The following is a 21,628-nucleotide window of genomic DNA, read 5'->3' on the forward strand; positions in this document are numbered from 1 at the left end:
ATCATAGATATTCGACATGCCGCTGTTTTAACATTAAATATAAATTAGAAATTACACGCGCTTAGGGTAGCCTTCTGCATCCAAATCATCGCGATAATCTTCATCATTTAACGCTAAGTCACGGTCTACTTTAGCGGTACGGAGTTCTTTTTCATCCCTTATACGCATTCCCGCATTGTCATAGGCATCGTTTACAAGATCCTCGCGCCCAGCATACTCCATACCCACATAGGGGTTTGCAACGTCATAGGCAGAAGAGTCGTCGCGCGCGCCAGCACTCACCGTACTGTAATCAGCAGGATGATCCCAGTCCGGATCCGTATCATTAACATCCATTTCATAACTAGCTTTCTGCTTGTCATAAGCAAGGTCATGTACCTCAGAAACCGCATCGTAATGCAGGTTTTGATCGTTTAATTTTTGCTTTTCGTTAGGTTCATCAAAGCGTTTTTCTTTTTTGTTTTCTTGGGTTCCCATAACGTACTCCTTATATGGTTTAACTGACTAAAAAACAACAGAACTTATGATTTGGTTTTAAAACGGCTTAAGGATATTCGATGGAAATATTTTTTTTCAAGGTCATAGTGAAGGGCTTAATGTGCTTAAACGGCTTAAACGGCTTAATGTGCTTAAACGGCTTAATGTCCATAATCTGCTTTTACCGCATATTAGCTATCGTGCGTTCATGCTACGTGTGCCTTAAATTATATTATACAATTTTAATTAAGTTTTAATTTTTTATTTTTCTTACCTTTAGTATACCAATATATAAACTCGAAAAATATGCAGACGAAAACCGAATTTTTGATCTGGGATAAAATCGTGCATAGCGCTAAGAAGCGTTTTGATTATAATCTCTATGCCAATAGGTTTAAAAACTTTGATGCGGAAATCTTCGATAAACTTATTCTTCATATTATTGTAGGTTTTGCTTCGGGCGAATGCCATGAGTCAATTGCCACAAACCTTCACAATGAGCTTAAGTTTATAGGTTTGGATCTGAGAGAAGACATTTTAGACACTATTGTTGAGGATAAACATAGCCTGTTTAGCAGTGAAATTTATGCCGCTTATTTAACATTTTCTATGCTGGAGGATGGCCATAATGAAACTGAAATCTTAGGTTATGTAACCGATTTATTAGAAAGCCCCCAAATATACGATTAGGGCGAAAGCTCCTGCATTGGCTCCTAGCTTTCTGCTTTCCTGAAACGCACTATTTTTACGGCATAAATAGGAATTATTGTTACCGTTTTTTATACATTTAGACTTTCTAAATTAAAGAATGACGTATTATCTATATTTCCTCGCCTTTTGGGCTTGTCAGATTATGGCGAGCATACTGTTTAAGTTGGGTGGCATACACCCGAAATATCATTGGCATGCCTTAATCATAGGCAATATTATTCTACTATCTGCCAGCTGGTTTTTAATACAACTTTTCAAAAATGTATCGCAACCTATAGTAATCGCGCTATGCTCGGGTGGCACTTTTGTTACGGTGCAGTTAGCCATGGCACTTTATTTTAAAACTGGTATTTCTTGGATGCAGACCTTAGGTATATTTGTTATTGTAGCGGGTATGGTTTTGGTTACCTTTGGTGGCAAACTGGATTAATCAAGGATGTCTTAAAAAAAAGGCCTTCTCCGCTTGCCGTGGAGAAGGCCTTAATATTATCCTTTTACCATACTGATGAAATCATCAAATAAATAGCGTGAATCATGTGGACCTGGAGAAGACTCCGGGTGATATTGTACAGAAAATGCTTTTTTATCCTTTAAACGTATGCCCTCAATAGACTGATCATTTAAGTTAACATGCGTTACCTCAATATTTGCTGCTTTTTCAATGTCTTCACGGATTACACCAAAACCATGGTTCTGTGAAGTTATTTCACAGCGGTTTGCTATAATATTCTTTACCGGATGGTTGATACCACGATGGCCGTTAAACATTTTTTGTGTGCGTACCCCATTGGCCAAGGCTAAGATTTGGTGACCTAAACAGATACCGAACATAGGCTTATCGGCGGCAATAATTTCTTTTACCGTATCTATCGCGTAATCCATCGCCGATGGATCGCCAGGACCATTTGAAATAAAATACCCTTCAGCACCCCAAGCTTCCATCTCCGCAAATGTTGTTCTTGCCGGGAATACTTTTGCATACACCTGTCTAGCGTCGAAGTTACGTAGAATATTACGTTTAATTCCTAAATCTAACACAGCAATACGCGTTGGTGCTTCTTCTTCACCATAAAAGTACGGCTCGGTCGTAGACACCTTTGAAGACAGCTCCAAACCATCCATCGAAGGTACTGCGGCTAGCTGCGCTTTTAAAGCCTCAACATCTAAATTTTCCGAGGAGATAATCGCATTCATCGCCCCTTTATCGCGGATATGGCGCACCAAAGAACGGGTATCGATATCCGAAATACCAACTAGATTTTGTGCTTCAAAATAGCTCTGAATAGATTCATCAGCCATCTTACGGCTATAATTGATATTATAGTTTTTACATACCAATCCAGCTATCTGAATCTTGTCGGATTCGGCATCGTCTTCATCGATACCATAGTTACCAATATGCGCATTGGTGGTTACCATAATCTGTCCATAATAAGACGGATCGGTAAAAATCTCTTGATACCCGGTTGTTCCCGTATTATAACAAATCTCTCCAGTTGTGGTTCCGATTTTTCCGGCAGCCTTGCCATGAAAGACAGTTCCATCCTGTAAAACTAAAATTGCGGGTAATTTACTGTAGCTGGTCATTATGTATGTTAAATAATAAGTTGTTGCCTTTTTTCTGATTTAAAATTTTGGACATAAAAAAAGCCCATAAACGGGCTAACTGTATCAATGATTTGATATTTCAATGCAAACATTGAATAAAATGTCTTCGGAAATCAAATATAAAACTTCAATTTTCACGAGGGACAAAGGTAAAAATAAAAATGAAAAAGTGAAAATTAATTATTAAATATTAATAGGTATAGCAGCGGATTTAAAAGTCATCTTCAATAATTTCCTGCACCCTTCCAATCTGTCCGTCGGTAAGACGTACTTTAATACCTCTATGATGAAAAGGCGCCGAAGTAAGCAGATCTTTAACAATACCTTCTGTCAGCTCGCCTGTGCGCTGATCTTTCTTCAATACTATATTCACCAACATACCTGGCTTAATATCGGCTCTAGTCTTCCCGTTGCTCATTATATTTTTTTGTTTATTATTATTTTATGTTTAACTCAAAATTTTAAAAACCATCTCCCGCATAAGGTCACCATCCCCCGTATGGAGGCCTAAATTCAAGCCTTTAGATTTTAAATCATACTCCCGCAACACCGATATTACAGCAAAAACTTTGCGTCGGTTAAAATTGCGCGCTGCAACATCGTAGTCTTTCGTAAAAAAAGGGTGTACCCCCAATTCCTTGGCTACAGCTGGCGACGATTTATCCGACAGGTAATGGTATTTCAATACCTTAATAAAGTATCCGGAAAGGGCAGCTACCACCACGACAAATGGATTAGACTTCGGATTGGCGGCGAAATAATCCACAATTTGTATGGCTTTTACCATATCACGTTTCCCTAAGGCTGTATTAAGTTCAAAGACATTAAAATCCTTACTTATACCAATATTTTGCTCCACATCCAAGACTGTAATATCCTTATCTGCAGGTACATTCAACAAAAGCTTCTGCAATTCATTGGTAATTTTTGAAAGATCTGTCCCCAGATACTCGGCCATCAGCACGGCAGCCTGTGGATGTATTTTACGGCGTTCCCTTTGAAGTTCCTCCTGTATCCAAGCCGCAACCTTATTGTCGTACAGCTTCTCCGATTCAAAGGCCACACCTACCTTCTCTATAACCTTATATAGCTTGGTACGTTTGTCAAATTTGCCGTGTTTATAGGCGAACACCAAAATTGTGGAGGGCGTAGGATTTTCGAGGTACTTCAGCAAAAATTCATCATCCCCCTTCCAGCGCAGCGCTTGTGCCTCTTTAACCACAATAACCTGGTAATCGCTCATCATCGGAAAACGCTTAGCTGCGCTCACTATTTGTATTAAATCGGTTTCCTTACCATACAAAACCGTCTGGTCAAAGCCCTTTTGTCCCTCCGCCAGTACCGTATGTTCTACAGCATCGCTAATTACATCTATATAATGGGATTCCTCACCGTGTAAGAGGTAAACAGGCTTATATTTCCTATTTTTAATATCATTTAATATAGACTGTGCATTCATACCCTGCGAAAATAAACATTTTTGTTGAAATGGTTTTCAGCCAAAGCAAAGTATGCCTCTATAGGCAGCTATTATCGCGCTATACCAGCGAAAATGTCTCCTATAGGCGGCTGTTAACCGTATCCTGCAAATTTGTTTTTACTTACAAAAATTAATACCTTTGCCTATGTTTAAACCCACAGCATTAAACTTACCTCCGGCAACCTTAAAACTTTCTCGAATACAACAAAAAGTTTATGTTTTTGATATATTGAGAAAAAAAAATCTGTTGTTAACGCCAGAGGAATGGGTTCGCCAACATTGGGTGCACTTCCTCCACCAGTTTAAGAAGTACCCCAAAACTTTAATGAAAATTGAGGGTGGATTGGTTTTAAATGATTTACAAAAACGTAGCGATTTACTTATTTATAACACGAAGGGAGAAAAGATTCTGCTGGCCGAATTTAAGGCTCCAGACGTAAAAATAACGAGTAAAACGTTTGAACAGATTAGCAATTACAACAGCATCCATAAAATCCCCTTGTTATTGGTAAGTAACGGTTTGGAGCATTACTTCTTTAAGGTAGACTTTGTGACGTCTACCTATACCTTTATAGACGAACTCCCAATTTACAATAAGGAGACATAAAGTTTATCTTTTTTTAAGAAAAACAGTTTATATTAGTCCTTATTAAATAAATACATAATTAGAAAGTATAGAAAGTTTAGAAAATGAATATAGATAAAAACGAATTCAGAAAATACGCCATAAAACACCACAGAATTGGAAGTCAACATGTTGATAGCTTTATTGGCCGTGTAGAAACAAACTTGCCTACGAATTTAACGCCCTATATTGTTGAAGAAAGACAGCTTAATGTGGCACAAATGGATGTGTTCTCTCGTCTTATGATGGACAGAATTATCTTTTTGGGCGATGGTATCAACGATCAGGTAGCAAACATTATTCAGGCTCAGTTGTTGTTTTTACAATCTACAGATGCGCAGCGGGATATACAGATCTATATTAACTCGCCAGGTGGTAGTGTATATGCCGGTTTAGGAATTTACGATACTATGCAGTATATTTCACCGGATGTTGCTACAATCTGTACAGGTATTGCGGCATCTATGGGCGCTGTTTTGTTGGTTGCGGGTGCCAAAGGTAAACGTGCTGCATTAAGACACTCACGCGTTATGATTCACCAACCTTCGGGGGGTGCACAGGGTGTAGCATCGGATATGGAGATTAACCTTAGGGAGATGATGAAACTTAAAGAAGAGCTTTATAGCATTATCTCGGAACACTCTGGTCAATCGTACGAATGGGTAGAAAAATCATCCGATAGAGATTACTGGATGAGAGCTGTAGAAGCGAAGGAATTTGGAATGATTGACGAGGTGTTAGCACCTAAAAAAGAGAAATAACGAATGAGTAAAAGTAACAAAGATATACATTGCTCCTTTTGTGGTATCAGCAAAAATGAAGCTTTAATGCTTATTGCAGGTGACGGGGCGCATATCTGTGATCGTTGTGTAACACAAGCTGGTGAAATTTTAGCGGAGGAATTGAATCAACGGAAGAACAAGTCTTTACAGACAACCTTGCAATTGATTCGCCCTTTAGAAATTAAGCAACATTTGGACCAATATGTTATCGGTCAGGACGATGCTAAAAAAGTAATTTCCGTCGCCGTGTATAACCACTACAAGAGGCTGAATCAAAAATCAAGTGCCGATGAAACTGAAATTGAAAAGTCGAATCTAATCATTGTTGGAGAAACGGGTACCGGAAAAACCTTATTGGCAAAAACCGTTGCTAAAATATTAAATGTACCTTTTTCTATTGTCGATGCCACTGTTTTAACGGAAGCTGGTTATGTAGGTGAGGATGTGGAGAGTATTTTGACACGCTTGTTACAAGCAGCAGATTATGATGTGGCCGCTGCGGAGCGTGGCATTATTTATATTGACGAAATTGATAAGATTGCACGCAAAAGTGATAATCCATCTATTACACGTGACGTATCTGGTGAAGGCGTTCAACAGGCCTTGTTAAAGATTTTGGAAGGTACGAATGTGAACGTACCACCGCAAGGCGGACGTAAACATCCGGACCAAAAGATGATCACTGTAAACACAAGTAATATCTTGTTTATATGTGGTGGTGCTTTCGATGGTATACAGAAAAAAATTGCCAACCGTTTAAGAACCCAAACTGTAGGGTACAAAATGGTGGAAGAGGAAGAAGAGATCGATTTAAACAATTTATACAAGTATATTACACCACAGGATTTAAAAAGCTTTGGTTTAATTCCTGAATTGATTGGTCGTTTACCTGTCCTTACCCATTTAAATCCTTTGGATAAGGAGACCTTATTAAGTATTTTAACGGAGCCTAAAAATGCATTGGTAAAACAATATATTAAGCTGTTTGAATACGAAGACGTAAATTTAAAATTCGATAAGGAGGTTTTTGATTTTATTGTGGATAAAGCCTGGGATTTTAAACTTGGGGCACGTGGTTTGCGTAGTATTTGCGAGGCCATTATGCTCGATGCGATGTTTGAAATACCGACATCGAAAGATGATCGTGAGGATAAGACACTCCATATTACCTTGGAGTATGCAAAGAAAAAATTTGCAAAGTCTGATATGAAAAAGCTCAAAGTTGCTTAGCATCAAAACCCCTCACCTGAAAATGTGAGGGGTTTTGTTTTTAATAGACAGAAATATATAAACGAAATTAGTATGAACAAGAAAAAAACTGTAGATAGTCCGATAACACCAGGACTGAAATCAAAAAATGATATCGTAAACAACTGGTTGCCGAGATATACGGGAATGCCTTTGGAAGAATTTGGCGCCTATATTTTATTGACAAATTTTTCGAAGTATGTAAAAATGTTCTCCGCCATGCACGACGATGCGCCTATATATGGGGAAGATAAGGCTATGCAGGCCTGTACGGCCAATGGTATTACCATGATTAACTTTGGTATGGGTAGCCCCATGGCGGCTACGGTGATGGATCTTTTATCGGCCATATCCCCTCAAGCGGTTTTGTTTTTAGGGAAAACAGGCGGACTAAAAAAGAAAATCGCCGTAGGTGAATTGATCTTACCTATTGCGGCAATACGTGGCGAAGGTACTTCCAACGATTATTTCCCACCTGAGGTGCCTTCATTGCCGGCCTTTGCTTTACAGAAAGCCATCTCTACTACGATCCGTGATCATGAACGCGATTATTGGACTGGTACGGTTTACACGACCAACAGACGGGTTTGGGAACACGATAAAAACTTTAAGAAATACCTTAAATCTATTCGTGCTATGGCTGTGGATATGGAAACGGCAACGATATTTAGTGTGGGCTTTGCAAATAAGATCCCTACCGGAGCATTGCTGCTGGTATCCGATCAACCTATGGTTCCGGAGGGTGTAAAAACTATTGAGTCGGATCTTTCGGTTACCGCAAAGTTTGTCGAAACACACCTAACAATCGGTATCGATGCGATAAAACAACTTATCAACAACGGGTTAACCGTTAAACATCTTAAGTTTTAAACTCGGCTAAAAAATAGTTTATAACTTAAGATGTTTTAGAGCGTTTAAACCTTATATGCTGGTGGCAGCCCCTAAGCAGCGTCCATTGCTCTGACTACTGCCACCTCCTATTTTAATTTTTCCATTTTAATTTTAAATTTTTATTTTTTATTCTATATTTGTGTTCGGCATTATATAATGTCGACCTAATCAATACCTCTAAACATATAGGTTTTGGTTTATAAAGAAGTGGCGAGAGACTGGCTCAACGACCCACTGGCAACCATCAGTTTTTGAAAAGGTGCCAAATCCTGTCCAAGATGTTATGTCTTGGAGACTATAAATTAAATAGCAAACTATATGAAATACTACGTGACCTTATTTCTTGCAAACTTTACCGACACACCGATGTTGGTTACCATCTTTATGCAGCTTTTTAAGGCTAAGGCGACCTTCTGCACCCGAATGCGTTAGTCGTCTGGACAATATTTTTATGCCTCTAATCGGCAGAAGATAATTGTGCCTGCAGAAGACGACCACCTTCAATCCACCACTTAAAAATTAATATTGTACTTTATATCCATAAAATTGAAAAGAAATGGCTGATAATAAAAATCTTAAATTCGAGACCTTACAAATACACGCTGGCCAGGAAGTAGATCCTACAACAGGATCGCGCGCGGTACCTATTTATCAAACTTCATCGTATGTGTTTGAAAATGCAGAACATGGTGCAAATCTTTTTGCTTTGAAGCAGTTTGGAAATATTTATACGCGGATTATGAATCCTACAACAGATGTTTTCGAAAAACGTGTTGCAGCGTTGGAGGGTGGCGTAGCCGCTGTAGCGGTGGCCTCCGGACAGGCAGCGCAGTTTATTGCACTAAATAACATCTTGGAAGCAGGTGATAACTTTGTTACGGACGCGAACTTATATGGCGGTACCTACAATCAGTTTAAGGTTGCTTTTAAAAGATTAGGTATTGAAGCTCGTTTCGCTGGAAGCTCAGATGCTGAAGCTATTGAGAGCCTTATCGACGATAGAACAAAAGCGATATATGTAGAAACTATCGGTAACCCGAGCTACAATATTCCGGATTTTGAAAAAGTTGCTGCCGTAGCACGTAAGCATGATATCCCGTTTATTGTGGATAATACTTTCGGTGCCGCGGGTTATTTATTTAAACCATTTGAGCATGGTGCTAATGTGGTGGTAGAGTCGGCAACGAAATGGATTGGTGGTCATGGTACGAGTATTGGTGGCGTTATCATCGATGGGGGTAATTATAATTATGGCAATGGGAAATTTAAACAGTTTTCAGAACCTTCAGAGGGTTACCATGGTTTAGTATTCTCGGATGTGTTTGGCGAAAATGGCCCTTTTGGTAATATTCAATTCGCTATTAGAGCGCGTGTGGAGGGTCTTCGCGACTTTGGCCCGGCCTTATCGCCTTTCAACTCATTTTTGCTTGTACAGGGCTTAGAAACGTTATCCTTACGGGTACAACGCCATGTGGATAATGCCTTGGAAATTGCCCAGTGGTTAGAAACGCATCCGCAGGTAGAAAAAGTTAGTTACCCTGGACTAAAAAGCCACCCGTATCATCTAAGTGCGCAGAAGTATCTTAAGAATGGTTATGGTGCGGTGTTATCTTTTACGATTAAAGGTGGTGCTGAAAAAGCAAATGAATTTATTGACTCCCTATCCTTAATCAGTCATTTGGCGAATGTAGGCGATGCAAAAACGCTAATTATCCACCCTTCAGCAACAACACATCAGCAGTTAAGCGATGAGGCACAACAGGCTGCTGGAGTTTATCCGGGTCTATTGCGTCTTTCTGTTGGTATTGAACATATTGATGATATTAAAGATGATCTTCAGCAGGCTTTCGATAAAATAAAATAGCTTAAAATATATAAATAGGGAAAGAGATAGAAATGAGTAAAAAACTTACGATTGGTATGTTTGGCTTTGGCGTCGTTGGCCAAGGTTTATATGACATTATCAAAACTAAAAACCTGAACCTTGAGATCAAGAAATTTGTAATCAAGAATGCAGATAAAAAAAGAAGTCTTCCTGCCGAACTTTTTACTACGGATGCTGAAAAAATTTTGGGGGATTCTGAAATTAATACCGTTGTAGAGTTGATTGACGATGCGGATGCAGCATTTGAAATTACAAAAAGAGCCCTTTCTTCGGGTAAGAATGTGGTGTCGGCAAATAAAAAAATGATCGCTACTCATTTGGAGGAGCTTACCGAGATACAACAGCAGTATGGCACGTCTTTATTGTATGAAGGTGCTGTATGTGGCAGTATTCCTATTATTCGTAATCTTGAAGAGTATTATAACAACGAGTTGCTACATTCGGTAAGTGGTATTTTTAATGGTTCTTCAAACTATATTCTTTCGAAGATTTTCAATGAAAACCAAACGTACGAGGCTGCCTTGAAAAAAGCGCAAGAATTGGGTTTCGCTGAAACTGACCCTACATTGGATGTTGGCGGTTACGACCCTAAATATAAACTTGCTATTGTGGCATCTCATGCTTATGGTTTATTTATTGATCCTACGGCGGTTTTAAATTTAGGAATCGACAAATTAAACGATGCGGATATTCGGTATGCTAAAGAGAAGAACTACAAAATAAAACTGATTCCTTTGGCCAAAGAAGTTAATAATGCTGAGGTTGTGTTGTATGTTTTACCGAAGTTTATTTCCAAGGATAACTTATTGTATAATGTAGAAAATGAAAACAATGGTGTTTTGGTAAAGGCAGCATTTGCGGATGAGCAGTTTTTCTATGGTAAAGGTGCCGGTGGTCACCCGACGGGTTCTGCCGTATTATCGGATATTACGGCTTTACGCTACGACTACCGCTATGAGTATAAAAAACACTTGGAGTCACAGGAGTTGGCGTACTCTACCAATTATAGTATAAAAGCGTACTTCAGATATGAGGATGAAGCGCTGCTGCAGCAGCTGAACTTTGAAAGTATTTCGGAACGTTTTTATGGCGAAAACTATAAGTATGTAATCGGACAGATTAACATTGGCGAAGTGTTCGCAAAAAGAGATTTAATTAACCAAACAGGGTACTTTCTTGCCGAAATACTCTAAACATCATTAACCTAATGATTGTTCAAAGCACTTCCCTAGCCTGGGAAGTGCTTTTTTACCTTAACTTAACCAACAAATGATTAAATTGCGCTGAAGCAATTGAAAATTGTATGATTAAAACATTAGCAAAACCCCGTTCATTTATCTCAGAAGACTTAGATATTACTTGGGAACAGATTGAACCGATATTTCAAAATCTCTTAAATCGAGAAATCAACGATGTGCAAGCGTTGGAAAAATGGTTGGTAGACCGCTCGGAATTGGAAGCCGTATTACAGGAAGATTATGCATGGCGTTATATTCGTATGACCTGCGATACCAGCGATGAGGCTTTGGGTGCAGATTTTCAATACTTTGCCACCGAAATAGAACCTAAAATCGCGCCTATCAACAATGCTTTGGATCAAAAACTTGTGGCTTCACCCTTTATTGCGGAATTGCAGAAAGAGGGATACCCGATTTATTTCAGAAAAGTAAAAAAAGCATTGGAAATATTCCGCGAAGAGAATATCCCTCTATTTACTGAAATACAACTTAAGCAGCAAAACTATCAAACCATTGTGGGAGCACTTATGGTTGAAATCGACGGTAAAGAATATACCCTACAGCAGGCTGCGGCATTATTGCAAGAGCCGGATAGGGATCGTAGAGAGCAGGTTTGGCGCAAAATTAATGCCGTCAGATTAACGCATAAAGATGCCTTAAACGAACTCTTCAACGAACTATTATCATTGCGCCATCAGGTTGCCTTAAATGCAGGGTTTAATAACTTTAGAGATTATATGTTTGCTGCTATGGGTCGCTTTGATTACAGCGTTGATGATTGCTTGCAATTTCATGATGCTGTGGCGGAAAATGTAGTGCCTGTACTTCAAAATTTTGCCCAAATACGTAAGGATAAATTAAAGGTGTCGACATTACGTCCCTGGGATATGGCCGTAGATCCGGACAATAAAGCTCCTTTAAAACCTTTTGCTGATGGTGCTGAGCTGATTTCAAAAACCGAAGAGGCTTTTGGTAATTTACATCCTTACATGGGTAAATGCATTGCTACAATGCGTGAAAATGGGCTTTTTGACGTGGAGAGTAAAAAGGGTAAAGCGCCGGGTGGTTATAATTACCCGTTGGCCGAAACTGGGGCACCATTTATCTTTATGAATGCTGCGGGAACACTACGCGATTTAACAACCATGGTCCATGAGGGTGGCCACGCCATACATACCTTTATATCGGCAGATTTAGCACTTACGGAGTTTAAAAGCCTGCCGAGCGAAGTTGCAGAGCTGGCATCCATGTCTATGGAGTTAATTTCTATGGATCAGTGGCACCTCTTTTTCCCGAATCCGGAGGATTTAAAAAGAGCCAAACAGGAACAACTGGAAGATGCTATTTCTACGCTGCCTTGGGTCGCTACGGTAGATAAATTTCAACATTGGCTATATACAAATCCTGGACATACCCTAGCCGAACGTAACGCCGCCTGGTTGACGATCTTTAGGGAGTTTGGTCATGGCTTCGCAGACTGGACGTCACTCGAGGAGGCAGAAACGTATTTATGGCATAAACAGCTTCATATCTTTGAAGTACCTTTTTATTATATTGAATATGGTTTTGCACAGTTGGGGGCTATTGCTGTATGGAAAAATTACTTGCAAAATAAACCGCTAGGATTAACCAACTACTTAGCTGCACTGAAATTGGGTTATACCCAAACTATTCCAGAAATTTACCGCGTCGCTGGGGTAAATTTTGATTTTAGTAAACGAAATATAGATGCCTTAATTGGATTTTTACAACAACAGTTAAAAGAAGTATAAAAATTTGCTTTTTTCATAATAAAACCTTATATTTCCTCATTAACTTATATACTTTACTTATTATGAGAAAATGGCAAACTGCGCTATTCTTAATGTTATTATCTCAATTAGGATGGGCGCAAACACAGGAAGGTTACGAAGCTGAACATGGCTCTCCAACAGCCTATATTGTTATTGGTGCTTTAGTAGTTATTATTGCAATATTTATGCTGTACAATAAACAGAAACGTAAATATAACGATTAAAAAAAGGGGCTTAGCCCCTTTTTTTAATCGTTATAACTTTATATTTTTAGAATATTATAAGCCTATTATAGCTTTAAGCTCCATTTCAGAAAGGCCTACCAAAGCTGCCGTTCTCGCGGTATCTCCATGATTTTTATTCAACTTATGTTTCAAGAATTTCGCTATAGCAAAAGTCTTAAAATCGGCTAAGGAGTCTACCATATCCAAATCTATCATCGATGTTGCGCCAGTAAGGTTATTGCTGGTCGATAAGGCTGGGTTGGCAAAAGCATTTACCTCCTTTTCGGTTATTTTTTTATCACTTAAAATAATTAAACGCTCCACCATATTCCGTAACTCCCGAATATTTCCCGTCCAAGGAAGCGCTTGTAAAGCCAAAAAGGCATCCTTCGTAATTTCTTTTGTAGGAATATTATAGTCTGCACAGATCTCCTCGCAAAACGCCGTTGCCAATAGTGGCACATCATCTCTACGCTCGGCTAAGGAAGGTACGTGGATCAAAATAACACTTAAGCGGTGATATAAGTCCATCCGAAAACGGCCTTCATCAATTTCTTTTAACAAATCCTTATTTGTCGCAGCCACCACACGTACGTTAACGGATATTTCCTTTTCGCCACCAACGCGGGTAATTTTATTCTCTTGCAATGCCCGCAGCACCTTTGCTTGTGCCGACAGGCTCATATCGCCAATCTCATCCAAAAATAAGGTACCCCCATTGGCCTGTTCAAACTTTCCTATACGCTGTTTTACGGCCGATGTAAAGGCTCCTTTTTCATGACCAAACAACTCCGATTCAATAAGCTCCGCAGGAATTGCAGCACAGTTTACTTCAACTAGCGGAGCCGCAGCACGTTGCGATAACTCGTGTAACCATCGCGCCACCATTTCCTTGCCCGCACCATTCTCTCCGGTAATTAATACCCGAGCATCCGTTGGTGCCACCTTTTCAATACTCTCCTTGATGTTACTTATCCCTTGGGAGTTTCCCAATATCTCTTTCACCTTAGAAACCTTACGCTTCAGAACTTTAGTTTCCTTCACCAACGACCCTTTTTCCAGGGCATTGCGAACGGTAATAAGGAGGCGGTTTAGATCTAAAGGTTTTTCTAAGAAATCATAAGCCCCTTTACGTGCCGCTTCTACGGCAGTTTCAATTGTTCCATGGCCAGATATCATGATAAATGGCGTCTCCGAAGATTCTTTAGCTAAGCTAAGCACCTCCATTCCATCCATTTTATTCATCTTTATATCGCAGAGAACAAGATCTATCTTCTCTTTTTTCAATAACGCTAACCCCTCTTGTCCGTTGTCGATATCCAACACCTTATAATCTTCATACTCTAAGATATCACGCAAGGAGGTTCGTATCGGACGCTCATCGTCAATAATTAAAATTGTAGCCATAGACTGTATTTAAGTTGTAGAGCAAAATAATAAAAAGAAAAGGAAAAACAAAAAGAAGCAAACCTTGTAAGCCGGGTTCTGTACCCCTATGGGGTTTCTATCATTTATCTAGGCCTGCACTCGCGCACAGGCTCAAGCAACCTACCCGTTGCAGGCTCCATAAAGGAAAAGGACGAGCAGCCCTTAAATCCTGCAACCTATTTGGTTTTTCAACACACGAGGTTTACCGTAATGTATGTCGCCATACAATACCGTGAGCTCTTACCTCACGTTTTCACCCTTACCTCAAGTAAACTTAAGGCGGTATATTCTCTGTGGCACTTTCTGTCTACCTTGCGGCATCCTTCCCGTTAGGAAGCGTGTTGCTCTATGTTGCCCGGACTTTCCTCTCTCTTGCTAAACACAAAACAGCGATAGAACCGGTTTGCTTCGGTACAAAAGTACACTATTTCGTGGTTTTTCAACTACAATCCTTCAATTATATATAGGCAAAAATCGCTGAACCCACTAATTTGTTTATGCCGCATACAGGCAGATAGACAGGGATAGGCGTCGCGTTGAGGTAAATAGCCGCTTACAGCGTACCGCAATTGGATATCAACACAGGCTTAGGAGGGCAAACCGCAGTGGGCCTAAACTATATCGCCGTGTTTTACAGCCTTTAAATACAAGCTTTAAAAACTATTATATACACAAAATTTCAAAACCTATTGAATTATGAATATCATTAAATGTATAGCATTTCTTATCCTAACAGCCGCCGCAATAGCCTTAATTGCGGCGGCCTGGCTGCCAAAAACATTTCATGCAGGCAGTGCCATTGTAATTGATAAGCCATCACCAGAAGTTTTCGACTATATCAAACAACTTAAACTTCAGGGTAATTACGACAATTGGTCCAGAAAAGATCCTAATTTAAAAAAAGAATTTGCAGGTAAAGACGGAGCCATAGGGTCTAGTTATAGCTGGAGAAGTAATAAAATCGGGACGGGTAAGCAGATTATTACCGACATTGAACAGGGTAAAAGGGTATCTATGGTTATCTACCTACAAGGCTTACAACATCCCAATATAGCTTTTATACAGGTAGATTCCTTGACCGCAGATGCCTCTTTAGTAGCCTGGGAAATTGATGGTAAATTGCCCTTTCCATTTAATATTATCCCTCAATTCTACGATATGAATAAGGATTTTTCGGCCAGCCTTGAACGGCTAAAAACCATATTAGAAAAATAAAAATCGCCTGCAAACGAAAAACACAGACTTTATGTATGCCTGTGTTTTTCGGAAGTTAAAACCTGCAGCTTGAGGCTTACCGTAAAACAACCGTGTCAAAAGAAACGCCATCCCACCCATGCTGCTGAAATTGACGAATATTTTGGTGATCTGTACCCGTAGGATTGGCCAATACGGCCTCATAATGCTCTGCAAAAAGATATAAGGTTTCAGCAGCGTTCAATTTATTTAATTGGGCCAGGTATAATACCTTAGCACTACCCTGGTTTTCATGCGCGCCATTATGTTGTGCTCCGTTTTGAAACGCGGATGCGGTATAGGTATAATGTTGCTCCACAAAGGCTAAAACATCTTTAAATTGGGCGCGTTGCGCTTTAATATCGATTAATAATTCTGCTAATGTCATACAACAAATATAAGCATTAGATGGAACTGCTATTACTAGGATTATGATTTTCTTCCTTGTATTCCCACTTGAAAGACATAATTACTGCCAAGTGATCAGAGAGTGGTTCCTCTGCTGCATTAACAAAAATATCTTTATCTACTTGATAGTAGGTTGGATAAAAAGAAACTTCCGCTGAATTGCGAAATAAAATCTTATCCAAACTCTCCTCTTCACGGGTCAATGTCAACATATCCTGCGCTACAAAATTGGGGTTTACCGCCGGAAAACTATTGTTGCGGCAAAATGAAACCCAAGCATCTACAAGATTTGTTTTCTTTAAAAAGATAGGCAGATTATCCAACTTAAAGGCATAATGGGCATTAAAATCGCCCATCACCAGTAAGGGGCGATCGGCAGAATGATCATGAATATACTGCGCCAGCTGCAATAAATTATTACGCCGTGCTAAAGCTGCTTTTTCGCTATCGTTGGAATTTGCATGCACATTGTACACATCGATACTAACCTGATCTGCGAGGAGTATCTTGGCGTAACTGAACCCCTTCGGCGTAAGGCAGTCCGAGCCACTACAGTGCTGCCAGGGTATGCGATGATATTCTATTATCGGTAGCGACGACAGCGTATTTAAACCATCACCAAGGGGCACTTTTCCTTTATGTAGCGTACGGTACGGCAGTACATTACCGGCAAAAAGATCACTATTATAATTAAAATCTTCCTGTACATTCACAATATCGAAGGTATTGAGCTTCTTACCTATACAATGTATACTATCCTTCCGCGGGGTTCGTGCACTGGAAATAATTTGTGGTAGACCTGCAATATTATAGGTCACCACCCGTAATTCTCCCTGAACCTTGGAATCCAGCTCCACAGGATCAAAAAAAACGCTAATTAATGTTTTTTTATACCGTCCATAAACCAGGATGTAAATAACAACTAGCCCAACAATAAAAACCAGGTAAATCATCTTCTTTCCTTTTCGATATAAAAGTAACAATCGGAAAACAACTTCTACTTGTTAAGCATTTTTTTTTACACTGGTCTTACGTATAAAAAACAAATTTAGAAGCGTTGCCAGGTTAAACGCAAAGAAACGGCACAGTGATCAGACAACGGCTCTCCGGACGGGGTAGTAAAAAGTTGGTTTTCAATTTTATACGCTACAGGCACAAACCGCAGCTCTGTTGTACTTCGATAAAATATTTTATCAATGCTCTCTGTCATGTCGGTAACGGCTAAAGCATCTAGCGCAACAAAATCATCCTGCTTATCGGGAAACACCCCCGTTTGCTGTAGCTCTATCCAACTATCATGCAGCCTAAGCTGCTGTTGAAAATCTAAAATATTATCGTTACTATTTTGATAATGGGCATTAAAATCTCCCAGAAGCAATAAAGCATGACCGCTAGAATATTTACGAATGTATTTTATCAGTTGTTTTAGATTTTTCTGCCGTGCCTTCGTCGCATTACGATCATCCTGCGCCGTAGCATGCACATTGTAAACATCCACAAAAACGGCCTCCGCAAGTTGTATTCTTGCCATCGTAAACCCCTTTGGCGTAAGGCAATCGGCGCCATTACAAGCCTGCCATGCTACACGTTCAAATTTTACAATCGGATATTTAGATAGGGTGCTCAAGCCATCCCCAAAAGGTACCGTACCTGTACTAGGGCTGCGGTAAGGATGGGCATTCTCTTTGTATAAAAAGGCATTGTAATGGAAATCCTCCTGCACATTGACAATATCGAAAGCATTAAGCTTTCTTCCGATATGCTGAATACTGGAATCACGTTTTGTTTTTGCGCTTGAGATAATCTCGGGTAGGCCGGCAATATTATAGGTAAGAATATGGAGCTCGCCGGTATAGGCTAAAGGCATACCATAGCTCTGCTGAAAAACTGGGGAGATACGCTTTATTTTTGTACTACGTATAAAGCCTAAACCTGTAAGCGATGCTATAAGGACAATAAATAAAGCTCCAGGATTCCATTTTCTCCGATTCTTTACATACGGTAATTCGAGTATCATATCTTATATATGCATTAGACTACACGAATTTAGGAGGCATATTTTACTTCAATCTTATACGGGTATTAAGAATAAGTAATAAAAAAAAGGATGTTATATAAATAAATAACAGTCTGTTTACCTGTGGTTTATAAACACTTAACAGCCCCCTAACCTTTGGTTTATACTGTAGCCCTACATTTACTAAAAATGGATATTCCATATGAAGAAAGTTGCCTTTTTTACGGAAATGTTAATTGACGATTTTGATGGTGCCGCGCGAACCATGTTTCAGTTAATTAATAGAATAGACCCCCAACAATACAATTACTTTTTTATTTACGGTAACGGGCCGCAGACATTTAAAAACTTCCTTTCGTTGAAGGTGCCAACTTTAAATATACCGATCAATGACGACTATAGCATGGCTATACCGCAGCTGATAAAACAAAAATTGGAGCAGGCCTTAGACGAATTTATGCCTGATATGGTTCATATTGCTACGCCATCCTTACTGGGATTTTATGCCTTAAACTATGCAAAAAAAAGAGATATCCCTGTACTTACGATATACCATACCCACTTTATCTCGTACATAAAATATTATTTAAGAAATATAAGTGCTTTGGTGAAGCCTACTGAAAAGATAATGAAAAAGGCCATGAACAGCTTCTACAACCGCTGTGATTTAATTTATGTGCCTACATCTTCGATTATGGAGGAACTTAAGGAATTGGGTATAGCGCCGGAAAAGTTGACGCTATGGCAGCGCGGTATTGATGGCAATACCTTTAACCCGACAAAAAGAAACCCTGCATACCTGCAGCAGATAACAAAAAACAATAAAACCAATATTCTCTTTGCTAGTCGGCTGGTATGGGAGAAAAACATAGATACCTTAATCGCAATCTATAACCTTATAAAAAAAGAAAAACTACCCTTTAATCTTATCATTGTAGGCGATGGGGCTGCAAAAAATACAGCGATGTTAGCGATGCCAGAGGCTTATTTTTTAGGTAAACTAGCACACACCGAACTTTCGCAGGTGTATGCCTCAGCAGATGCTTTTGTTTTTACATCTACCTCCGAAACTTACGGTAATGTTGTCATCGAAGCCATGGCCTCGGGTCTTCCTTGTGTTATTGCCAATGGCGGTGGGTCTGCCTCCCTTATCTGCCACGAACTAACGGGCTTCAAATGCCATCCGACACAGGCTACAGACTATGTTTATTACCTTAAAAAGCTGCGTAACGAGCCTGCCTTACGTGCCCGCATTATTGAGCAGGGTTTATCGTATGTAAAACGCCTAGACTGGACTTCTTTGGCGAACCGGTATTTTGATGAGGTGGATAGCCTTACGCAGAGCCATACCTTTACCGATACCGATACAGTATTCGCATGGGCAAACTAGGAATAGGACGGAAAATTATCCGATTCGCACTTGTTATAAGTGTTGCCATTCCGCTAGGGATATTTATCGCCAACACCGATTTTAAGTCTGTGCAAAAAGAACTGATGCAGGTGGGTGCAAATTTTGGGTTTATACTAGTTACAACGGGTTTTGCTTATCTATTGGGCACCTGGTCCTGGCGTATCTGTTTAGGCAAGGAGGCACTAAAAATAAGCATGTATCGACTTTTTGTAATTCGACTTATTGGAGAAACAGTTGGCTTATTTAACCCCAGTAGCATCGTGGGTGGCGATATGGTTAAAGCGCAGCTTTTGAAAAACCACCATATCGATAGCGGTACAGCCAGCCAGTCGGTTTTATCATCGCGCACCACAGCCATCCTATCCCAGGTTTTTCTATTTATGGTAGCCATCTGTTGGCTTATGCTATCCGGCCATAGGCAGCAGACCCTCGCTATTACCGGCCCCTTTATTTACCTGGTCGTCCTAATTCTATTGCTGCTCCATGTTTTGTTGTTACAGTGGCTAGGCAGTCCGGCCAAGATGCCTTATCAACATTCCACTGCCTTAAACTGGTATACCAAAATAAAAAACAGCGTGGGTAAACACTTGGTACAGTTAAAAAGCTTTTACCAGTACGACAAAAAGCGATTCTGGCAGTCGTACCTTGTTGCAGCTCTACATTGGGTTGCTGGTAGCCTGGAGTTATATTTTATTTTGTATTTCTTAGGTTTTAAGGCGCACCTGATACAGGGCCTGGCGCTGGATATGAGTATAATTGGTATTAAAAGTTGTGCTGCATTTATCCCCGGCCAGCTTGGGGTAGAAGAAATGGCTAATAAGATTACCCTAGCTATGATTGGTATCAGCGGCGGAAATATATGGATTACGGTTTCCATCTTGCGCAGAACCCGGCAATTAATATGGATTTTTATGGGCGTTGTATTTTTATGTTTTTTTAAAAATGAAGTCAGAAATAGCACAGCCGAAGCTTGAAATACTTTATGTAAGCCATAAGTACCCACCTGCAACAGGTGGCATGGAGCAACAAAGCTTTGCGTTAATACAGGGTACTGCGCGCTTTACAAAGGTGCATACACTGCTCTACGAACAGCAATATTCGCGTGTTCGTTTTTTTCTATCCTTAAACAAAAGGATAAAAAAAATAATAAAAGAAAACCCCAATATTAGACTTATCCATTTCAACGATGGACTTATTGCAGCAGTGGCTAGTTATCAAAAATCCTATACTCACCTAAAGCGTGTATTAACCTTACATGGATTAGATATCACCTTTCCTCTTCCCTATTTTCAAAAAAAAATTATTCCCCGCTTAAACGGTTATGATAAAATAATTGCTGTAAGTCGGGCAACAGCGGATGCAGCCATTCTTCGTGGTATTCACGCGGATAAAATCGTGGTGATTAATAATGGTGTCGACGCTGGTACAGCCGAATCTAAGGAGGCCGATTTTGCGGTTAATATTCCTAGGGCAGCAAAGGTAAAGCCATATTTTGTTATGCTCGGTCGCCCCGTGAAACGCAAAGGTTTTTCCTGGTTTCTAAAGGAAGTGCTGCCCAAACTTCAAGGCAACTTCCAGGTTATTATGGTTGGTCCATTTAACTGGAAAACAACCCTTTTTGATCGAATTTTATCTGTACTCCCTGGAAAAATACAGCATTATCTTACCTTATTTCTGGGATACCCTACCGATCAGGCGGCATTACGTAAGCTGCTGCCGCAGTATGGTGACCGGGTGCGCCATCTCGGCAAGCTACCCTTAAAAGATCTGAAAATAGTGCTACAACAGGCAAGTGCTTTTTTAATGCCCAATATTCCTGTAAACGGCGACATGGAGGGTTTTGGCCTGGTATGCCTCGAAGCCTCGCTGGCAGGCTCTTTGGTGGTAGCTTCGGATTTGGAGGGTATTACCAATGCGATACATCATCAGAAAAATGGTATTCTCCTGCCCGCATGCGATAGTGCATGTTGGGCCGCAAAACTGCAATCGGTTTTAGATCGTCCAAGATTTTATAAAAAGCAAGCTAAAAAATTTCAACAGTATAGCCAACAGCATTATAGCTGGGAGCGTATGGCGAGCGAATACATGCATTTATTTGAAAGTCTTTTACAGTGCAACGCAGGCGATACAGGGCAGAACGGTATGCGGTAATGCTTACGGAGCTTGACC

22 protein-coding genes, 1 other RNA gene and 1 riboswitch are annotated in these 21,628 nt (G+C 39.9%); of the genes, 14 read left to right on the plus strand and 9 right to left on the minus strand.

Annotated elements, in window-relative coordinates; genetic code table 11:
- Positions 1-51: 51 nt before the first annotated feature.
- Positions 52-477, minus strand: coding sequence for a hypothetical protein (locus ACL9RF_RS12575; protein WP_422800985.1), 426 nt, complete (start codon positions 475-477; stop codon positions 52-54).
- Between the two features lie 306 nt (positions 478-783).
- Between ACL9RF_RS12575 and ACL9RF_RS12580 the strand changes: the two genes are divergently transcribed.
- Complete coding sequence (locus tag ACL9RF_RS12580) at positions 784-1,167, plus strand: hypothetical protein (protein ID WP_422800986.1); 384 nt, start codon at positions 784-786, stop codon at positions 1,165-1,167.
- A 118-nt stretch (positions 1,168-1,285) separates the two neighbouring features.
- Positions 1,286-1,618: a hypothetical protein gene (locus ACL9RF_RS12585; protein WP_422800987.1), complete on the plus strand. Its 333-nt coding sequence runs from the start codon at positions 1,286-1,288 to the stop codon at positions 1,616-1,618.
- Positions 1,619-1,674: 56 nt separating this feature from the next.
- Here ACL9RF_RS12585 and carA read toward each other — a convergent pair whose 3' ends face one another.
- The 3 genes from carA to holA form a co-directional block, all read right to left on the minus strand.
- On the minus strand, positions 1,675-2,775 hold the full coding sequence (gene carA / locus ACL9RF_RS12590; RefSeq protein WP_422800988.1) for a glutamine-hydrolyzing carbamoyl-phosphate synthase small subunit: 1,101 nt from the start codon (positions 2,773-2,775) through the stop codon (positions 1,675-1,677).
- A 232-nt stretch (positions 2,776-3,007) separates the two neighbouring features.
- The gene (locus ACL9RF_RS12595) at positions 3,008-3,214 is read right to left on the minus strand and encodes a YwbE family protein (RefSeq protein WP_422800989.1); all 207 of its coding nucleotides are present in this window, start codon (positions 3,212-3,214) and stop codon (positions 3,008-3,010) included.
- 30 nt (positions 3,215-3,244) lie between these two features.
- Positions 3,245-4,255, minus strand: coding sequence for a DNA polymerase III subunit delta (holA, locus tag ACL9RF_RS12600; protein WP_422800990.1), 1,011 nt, complete (start codon positions 4,253-4,255; stop codon positions 3,245-3,247).
- 166 nt (positions 4,256-4,421) lie between these two features.
- On the opposite strand from holA, the gene ACL9RF_RS12605 reads away from it, so the two are divergent.
- The 8 genes from ACL9RF_RS12605 to ACL9RF_RS12640 all read left to right on the plus strand — a co-directional run bounded on the left by ACL9RF_RS12605 (position 4,422) and on the right by ACL9RF_RS12640 (position 12,962).
- Complete coding sequence (locus tag ACL9RF_RS12605) at positions 4,422-4,883, plus strand: type I restriction enzyme HsdR N-terminal domain-containing protein (protein ID WP_422800991.1); 462 nt, start codon at positions 4,422-4,424, stop codon at positions 4,881-4,883.
- An 83-nt stretch (positions 4,884-4,966) separates the two neighbouring features.
- Positions 4,967-5,662 carry an ATP-dependent Clp endopeptidase proteolytic subunit ClpP gene (clpP, locus tag ACL9RF_RS12610; RefSeq protein ID WP_422800992.1) on the plus strand — a complete coding sequence of 232 codons (696 nt, stop codon included), beginning with the start codon at positions 4,967-4,969 and terminating at the stop codon, positions 5,660-5,662.
- A 3-nt stretch (positions 5,663-5,665) separates the two neighbouring features.
- Positions 5,666-6,913: an ATP-dependent Clp protease ATP-binding subunit ClpX gene (gene clpX / locus ACL9RF_RS12615; protein WP_422800993.1), complete on the plus strand. Its 1,248-nt coding sequence runs from the start codon at positions 5,666-5,668 to the stop codon at positions 6,911-6,913.
- Between the two features lie 72 nt (positions 6,914-6,985).
- The gene (locus ACL9RF_RS12620; RefSeq protein ID WP_422800994.1) at positions 6,986-7,801 is read left to right on the plus strand and encodes an AMP nucleosidase; all 816 of its coding nucleotides are present in this window, start codon (positions 6,986-6,988) and stop codon (positions 7,799-7,801) included.
- Between the two features lie 215 nt (positions 7,802-8,016).
- A riboswitch (SAM riboswitch) is annotated at positions 8,017-8,126 on the plus strand.
- 252 nt (positions 8,127-8,378) lie between these two features.
- Positions 8,379-9,686, plus strand: a complete 1,308-nt coding sequence (locus ACL9RF_RS12625) for an O-acetylhomoserine aminocarboxypropyltransferase/cysteine synthase family protein (protein WP_422800995.1) — start codon at positions 8,379-8,381, stop codon at positions 9,684-9,686.
- A 32-nt stretch (positions 9,687-9,718) separates the two neighbouring features.
- Positions 9,719-10,900 carry a homoserine dehydrogenase gene (locus tag ACL9RF_RS12630; RefSeq protein ID WP_422800996.1) on the plus strand — a complete coding sequence of 394 codons (1,182 nt, stop codon included), beginning with the start codon at positions 9,719-9,721 and terminating at the stop codon, positions 10,898-10,900.
- A 110-nt stretch (positions 10,901-11,010) separates the two neighbouring features.
- Positions 11,011-12,717, plus strand: coding sequence for a M3 family oligoendopeptidase (locus ACL9RF_RS12635; RefSeq protein WP_422800997.1), 1,707 nt, complete (start codon positions 11,011-11,013; stop codon positions 12,715-12,717).
- Between the two features lie 62 nt (positions 12,718-12,779).
- On the plus strand, positions 12,780-12,962 hold the full coding sequence (locus ACL9RF_RS12640; protein ID WP_422800998.1) for a hypothetical protein: 183 nt from the start codon (positions 12,780-12,782) through the stop codon (positions 12,960-12,962).
- A gap of 54 nt (positions 12,963-13,016) precedes the next feature.
- On the opposite strand, the gene ACL9RF_RS12645 is transcribed toward ACL9RF_RS12640, so the two are convergent.
- The gene (locus ACL9RF_RS12645; RefSeq protein ID WP_422800999.1) at positions 13,017-14,369 is read right to left on the minus strand and encodes a sigma-54-dependent transcriptional regulator; all 1,353 of its coding nucleotides are present in this window, start codon (positions 14,367-14,369) and stop codon (positions 13,017-13,019) included.
- A 51-nt stretch (positions 14,370-14,420) separates the two neighbouring features.
- An RNA gene (gene rnpB / locus ACL9RF_RS12650) (RNase P RNA component class A) lies at positions 14,421-14,799 on the minus strand.
- A 287-nt stretch (positions 14,800-15,086) separates the two neighbouring features.
- Between rnpB and ACL9RF_RS12655 the strand changes: the two genes are divergently transcribed.
- Positions 15,087-15,605, plus strand: coding sequence for an SRPBCC family protein (locus ACL9RF_RS12655; protein ID WP_422801000.1), 519 nt, complete (start codon positions 15,087-15,089; stop codon positions 15,603-15,605).
- A gap of 76 nt (positions 15,606-15,681) precedes the next feature.
- Here the strand turns inward: ACL9RF_RS12655 and ACL9RF_RS12660 are convergent, their stop codons facing one another.
- The 3 genes from ACL9RF_RS12660 to ACL9RF_RS12670 all read right to left on the minus strand — a co-directional run bounded on the left by ACL9RF_RS12660 (position 15,682) and on the right by ACL9RF_RS12670 (position 18,048).
- Entirely contained in the window at positions 15,682-16,011 is a 330-nt protein-coding gene (locus ACL9RF_RS12660; protein ID WP_422801001.1) for a HopJ type III effector protein, read from the minus strand.
- A gap of 16 nt (positions 16,012-16,027) precedes the next feature.
- Complete coding sequence (locus ACL9RF_RS12665) at positions 16,028-16,984, minus strand: endonuclease/exonuclease/phosphatase family protein (protein WP_422801002.1); 957 nt, start codon at positions 16,982-16,984, stop codon at positions 16,028-16,030.
- A gap of 95 nt (positions 16,985-17,079) precedes the next feature.
- Entirely contained in the window at positions 17,080-18,048 is a 969-nt protein-coding gene (locus tag ACL9RF_RS12670) for an endonuclease/exonuclease/phosphatase family protein (protein WP_422801003.1), read from the minus strand.
- A gap of 202 nt (positions 18,049-18,250) precedes the next feature.
- Between ACL9RF_RS12670 and ACL9RF_RS12675 the strand changes: the two genes are divergently transcribed.
- Genes ACL9RF_RS12675 through ACL9RF_RS12685 form a run of 3 tightly spaced genes read left to right on the plus strand, consistent with a single transcriptional unit; the run spans position 18,251 to position 21,610 of the window.
- Positions 18,251-19,438 carry a glycosyltransferase family 4 protein gene (locus ACL9RF_RS12675; protein ID WP_422801004.1) on the plus strand — a complete coding sequence of 396 codons (1,188 nt, stop codon included), beginning with the start codon at positions 18,251-18,253 and terminating at the stop codon, positions 19,436-19,438.
- On the plus strand, positions 19,426-20,433 hold the full coding sequence (locus tag ACL9RF_RS12680; protein ID WP_422801005.1) for a lysylphosphatidylglycerol synthase transmembrane domain-containing protein: 1,008 nt from the start codon (positions 19,426-19,428) through the stop codon (positions 20,431-20,433). Before ACL9RF_RS12675 ends, ACL9RF_RS12680 begins: the two co-directional genes overlap by 13 nt.
- Positions 20,402-21,610, plus strand: a complete 1,209-nt coding sequence (locus ACL9RF_RS12685) for a glycosyltransferase family 4 protein (protein WP_422801006.1) — start codon at positions 20,402-20,404, stop codon at positions 21,608-21,610. Before ACL9RF_RS12680 ends, ACL9RF_RS12685 begins: the two co-directional genes overlap by 32 nt.
- The last annotated feature ends 18 nt before the right edge of the window (positions 21,611-21,628 follow it).

It is taken from the genome of Sphingobacterium sp. Mn56C, assembly GCF_049319645.1.
Lineage (GTDB): Bacteria > Bacteroidota > Bacteroidia > Sphingobacteriales > Sphingobacteriaceae > Sphingobacterium.

What these genes read in the sequence shown, in the direction of transcription:
- ACL9RF_RS12575 (WP_422800985.1), bottom strand. Translation starts at nt 477, where the DNA reads ATGGGAACCCAAGAAAACAAAAAAGAAAAACGCTTTGATGAACCTAAC.
- ACL9RF_RS12580 (WP_422800986.1), top strand. Translation starts at nt 784, where the DNA reads ATGCAGACGAAAACCGAATTTTTGATCTGGGATAAAATCGTGCATAGC.
- ACL9RF_RS12585 (WP_422800987.1), top strand. Translation starts at nt 1,286, where the DNA reads ATGACGTATTATCTATATTTCCTCGCCTTTTGGGCTTGTCAGATTATG.
- carA (WP_422800988.1), bottom strand. Translation starts at nt 2,775, where the DNA reads ATGACCAGCTACAGTAAATTACCCGCAATTTTAGTTTTACAGGATGGA.
- ACL9RF_RS12595 (WP_422800989.1), bottom strand. Translation starts at nt 3,214, where the DNA reads ATGAGCAACGGGAAGACTAGAGCCGATATTAAGCCAGGTATGTTGGTG.
- holA (WP_422800990.1), bottom strand. Translation starts at nt 4,255, where the DNA reads ATGAATGCACAGTCTATATTAAATGATATTAAAAATAGGAAATATAAG.
- ACL9RF_RS12605 (WP_422800991.1), top strand. Translation starts at nt 4,422, where the DNA reads ATGTTTAAACCCACAGCATTAAACTTACCTCCGGCAACCTTAAAACTT.
- clpP (WP_422800992.1), top strand. Translation starts at nt 4,967, where the DNA reads ATGAATATAGATAAAAACGAATTCAGAAAATACGCCATAAAACACCAC.
- clpX (WP_422800993.1), top strand. Translation starts at nt 5,666, where the DNA reads ATGAGTAAAAGTAACAAAGATATACATTGCTCCTTTTGTGGTATCAGC.
- ACL9RF_RS12620 (WP_422800994.1), top strand. Translation starts at nt 6,986, where the DNA reads ATGAACAAGAAAAAAACTGTAGATAGTCCGATAACACCAGGACTGAAA.
- ACL9RF_RS12625 (WP_422800995.1), top strand. Translation starts at nt 8,379, where the DNA reads ATGGCTGATAATAAAAATCTTAAATTCGAGACCTTACAAATACACGCT.
- ACL9RF_RS12630 (WP_422800996.1), top strand. Translation starts at nt 9,719, where the DNA reads ATGAGTAAAAAACTTACGATTGGTATGTTTGGCTTTGGCGTCGTTGGC.
- ACL9RF_RS12635 (WP_422800997.1), top strand. Translation starts at nt 11,011, where the DNA reads ATGATTAAAACATTAGCAAAACCCCGTTCATTTATCTCAGAAGACTTA.
- ACL9RF_RS12640 (WP_422800998.1), top strand. Translation starts at nt 12,780, where the DNA reads ATGAGAAAATGGCAAACTGCGCTATTCTTAATGTTATTATCTCAATTA.
- ACL9RF_RS12645 (WP_422800999.1), bottom strand. Translation starts at nt 14,369, where the DNA reads ATGGCTACAATTTTAATTATTGACGATGAGCGTCCGATACGAACCTCC.
- ACL9RF_RS12655 (WP_422801000.1), top strand. Translation starts at nt 15,087, where the DNA reads ATGAATATCATTAAATGTATAGCATTTCTTATCCTAACAGCCGCCGCA.
- ACL9RF_RS12660 (WP_422801001.1), bottom strand. Translation starts at nt 16,011, where the DNA reads ATGACATTAGCAGAATTATTAATCGATATTAAAGCGCAACGCGCCCAA.
- ACL9RF_RS12665 (WP_422801002.1), bottom strand. Translation starts at nt 16,984, where the DNA reads ATGATTTACCTGGTTTTTATTGTTGGGCTAGTTGTTATTTACATCCTG.
- ACL9RF_RS12670 (WP_422801003.1), bottom strand. Translation starts at nt 18,048, where the DNA reads ATGATACTCGAATTACCGTATGTAAAGAATCGGAGAAAATGGAATCCT.
- ACL9RF_RS12675 (WP_422801004.1), top strand. Translation starts at nt 18,251, where the DNA reads ATGAAGAAAGTTGCCTTTTTTACGGAAATGTTAATTGACGATTTTGAT.
- ACL9RF_RS12680 (WP_422801005.1), top strand. Translation starts at nt 19,426, where the DNA reads ATGGGCAAACTAGGAATAGGACGGAAAATTATCCGATTCGCACTTGTT.
- ACL9RF_RS12685 (WP_422801006.1), top strand. Translation starts at nt 20,402, where the DNA reads ATGAAGTCAGAAATAGCACAGCCGAAGCTTGAAATACTTTATGTAAGC.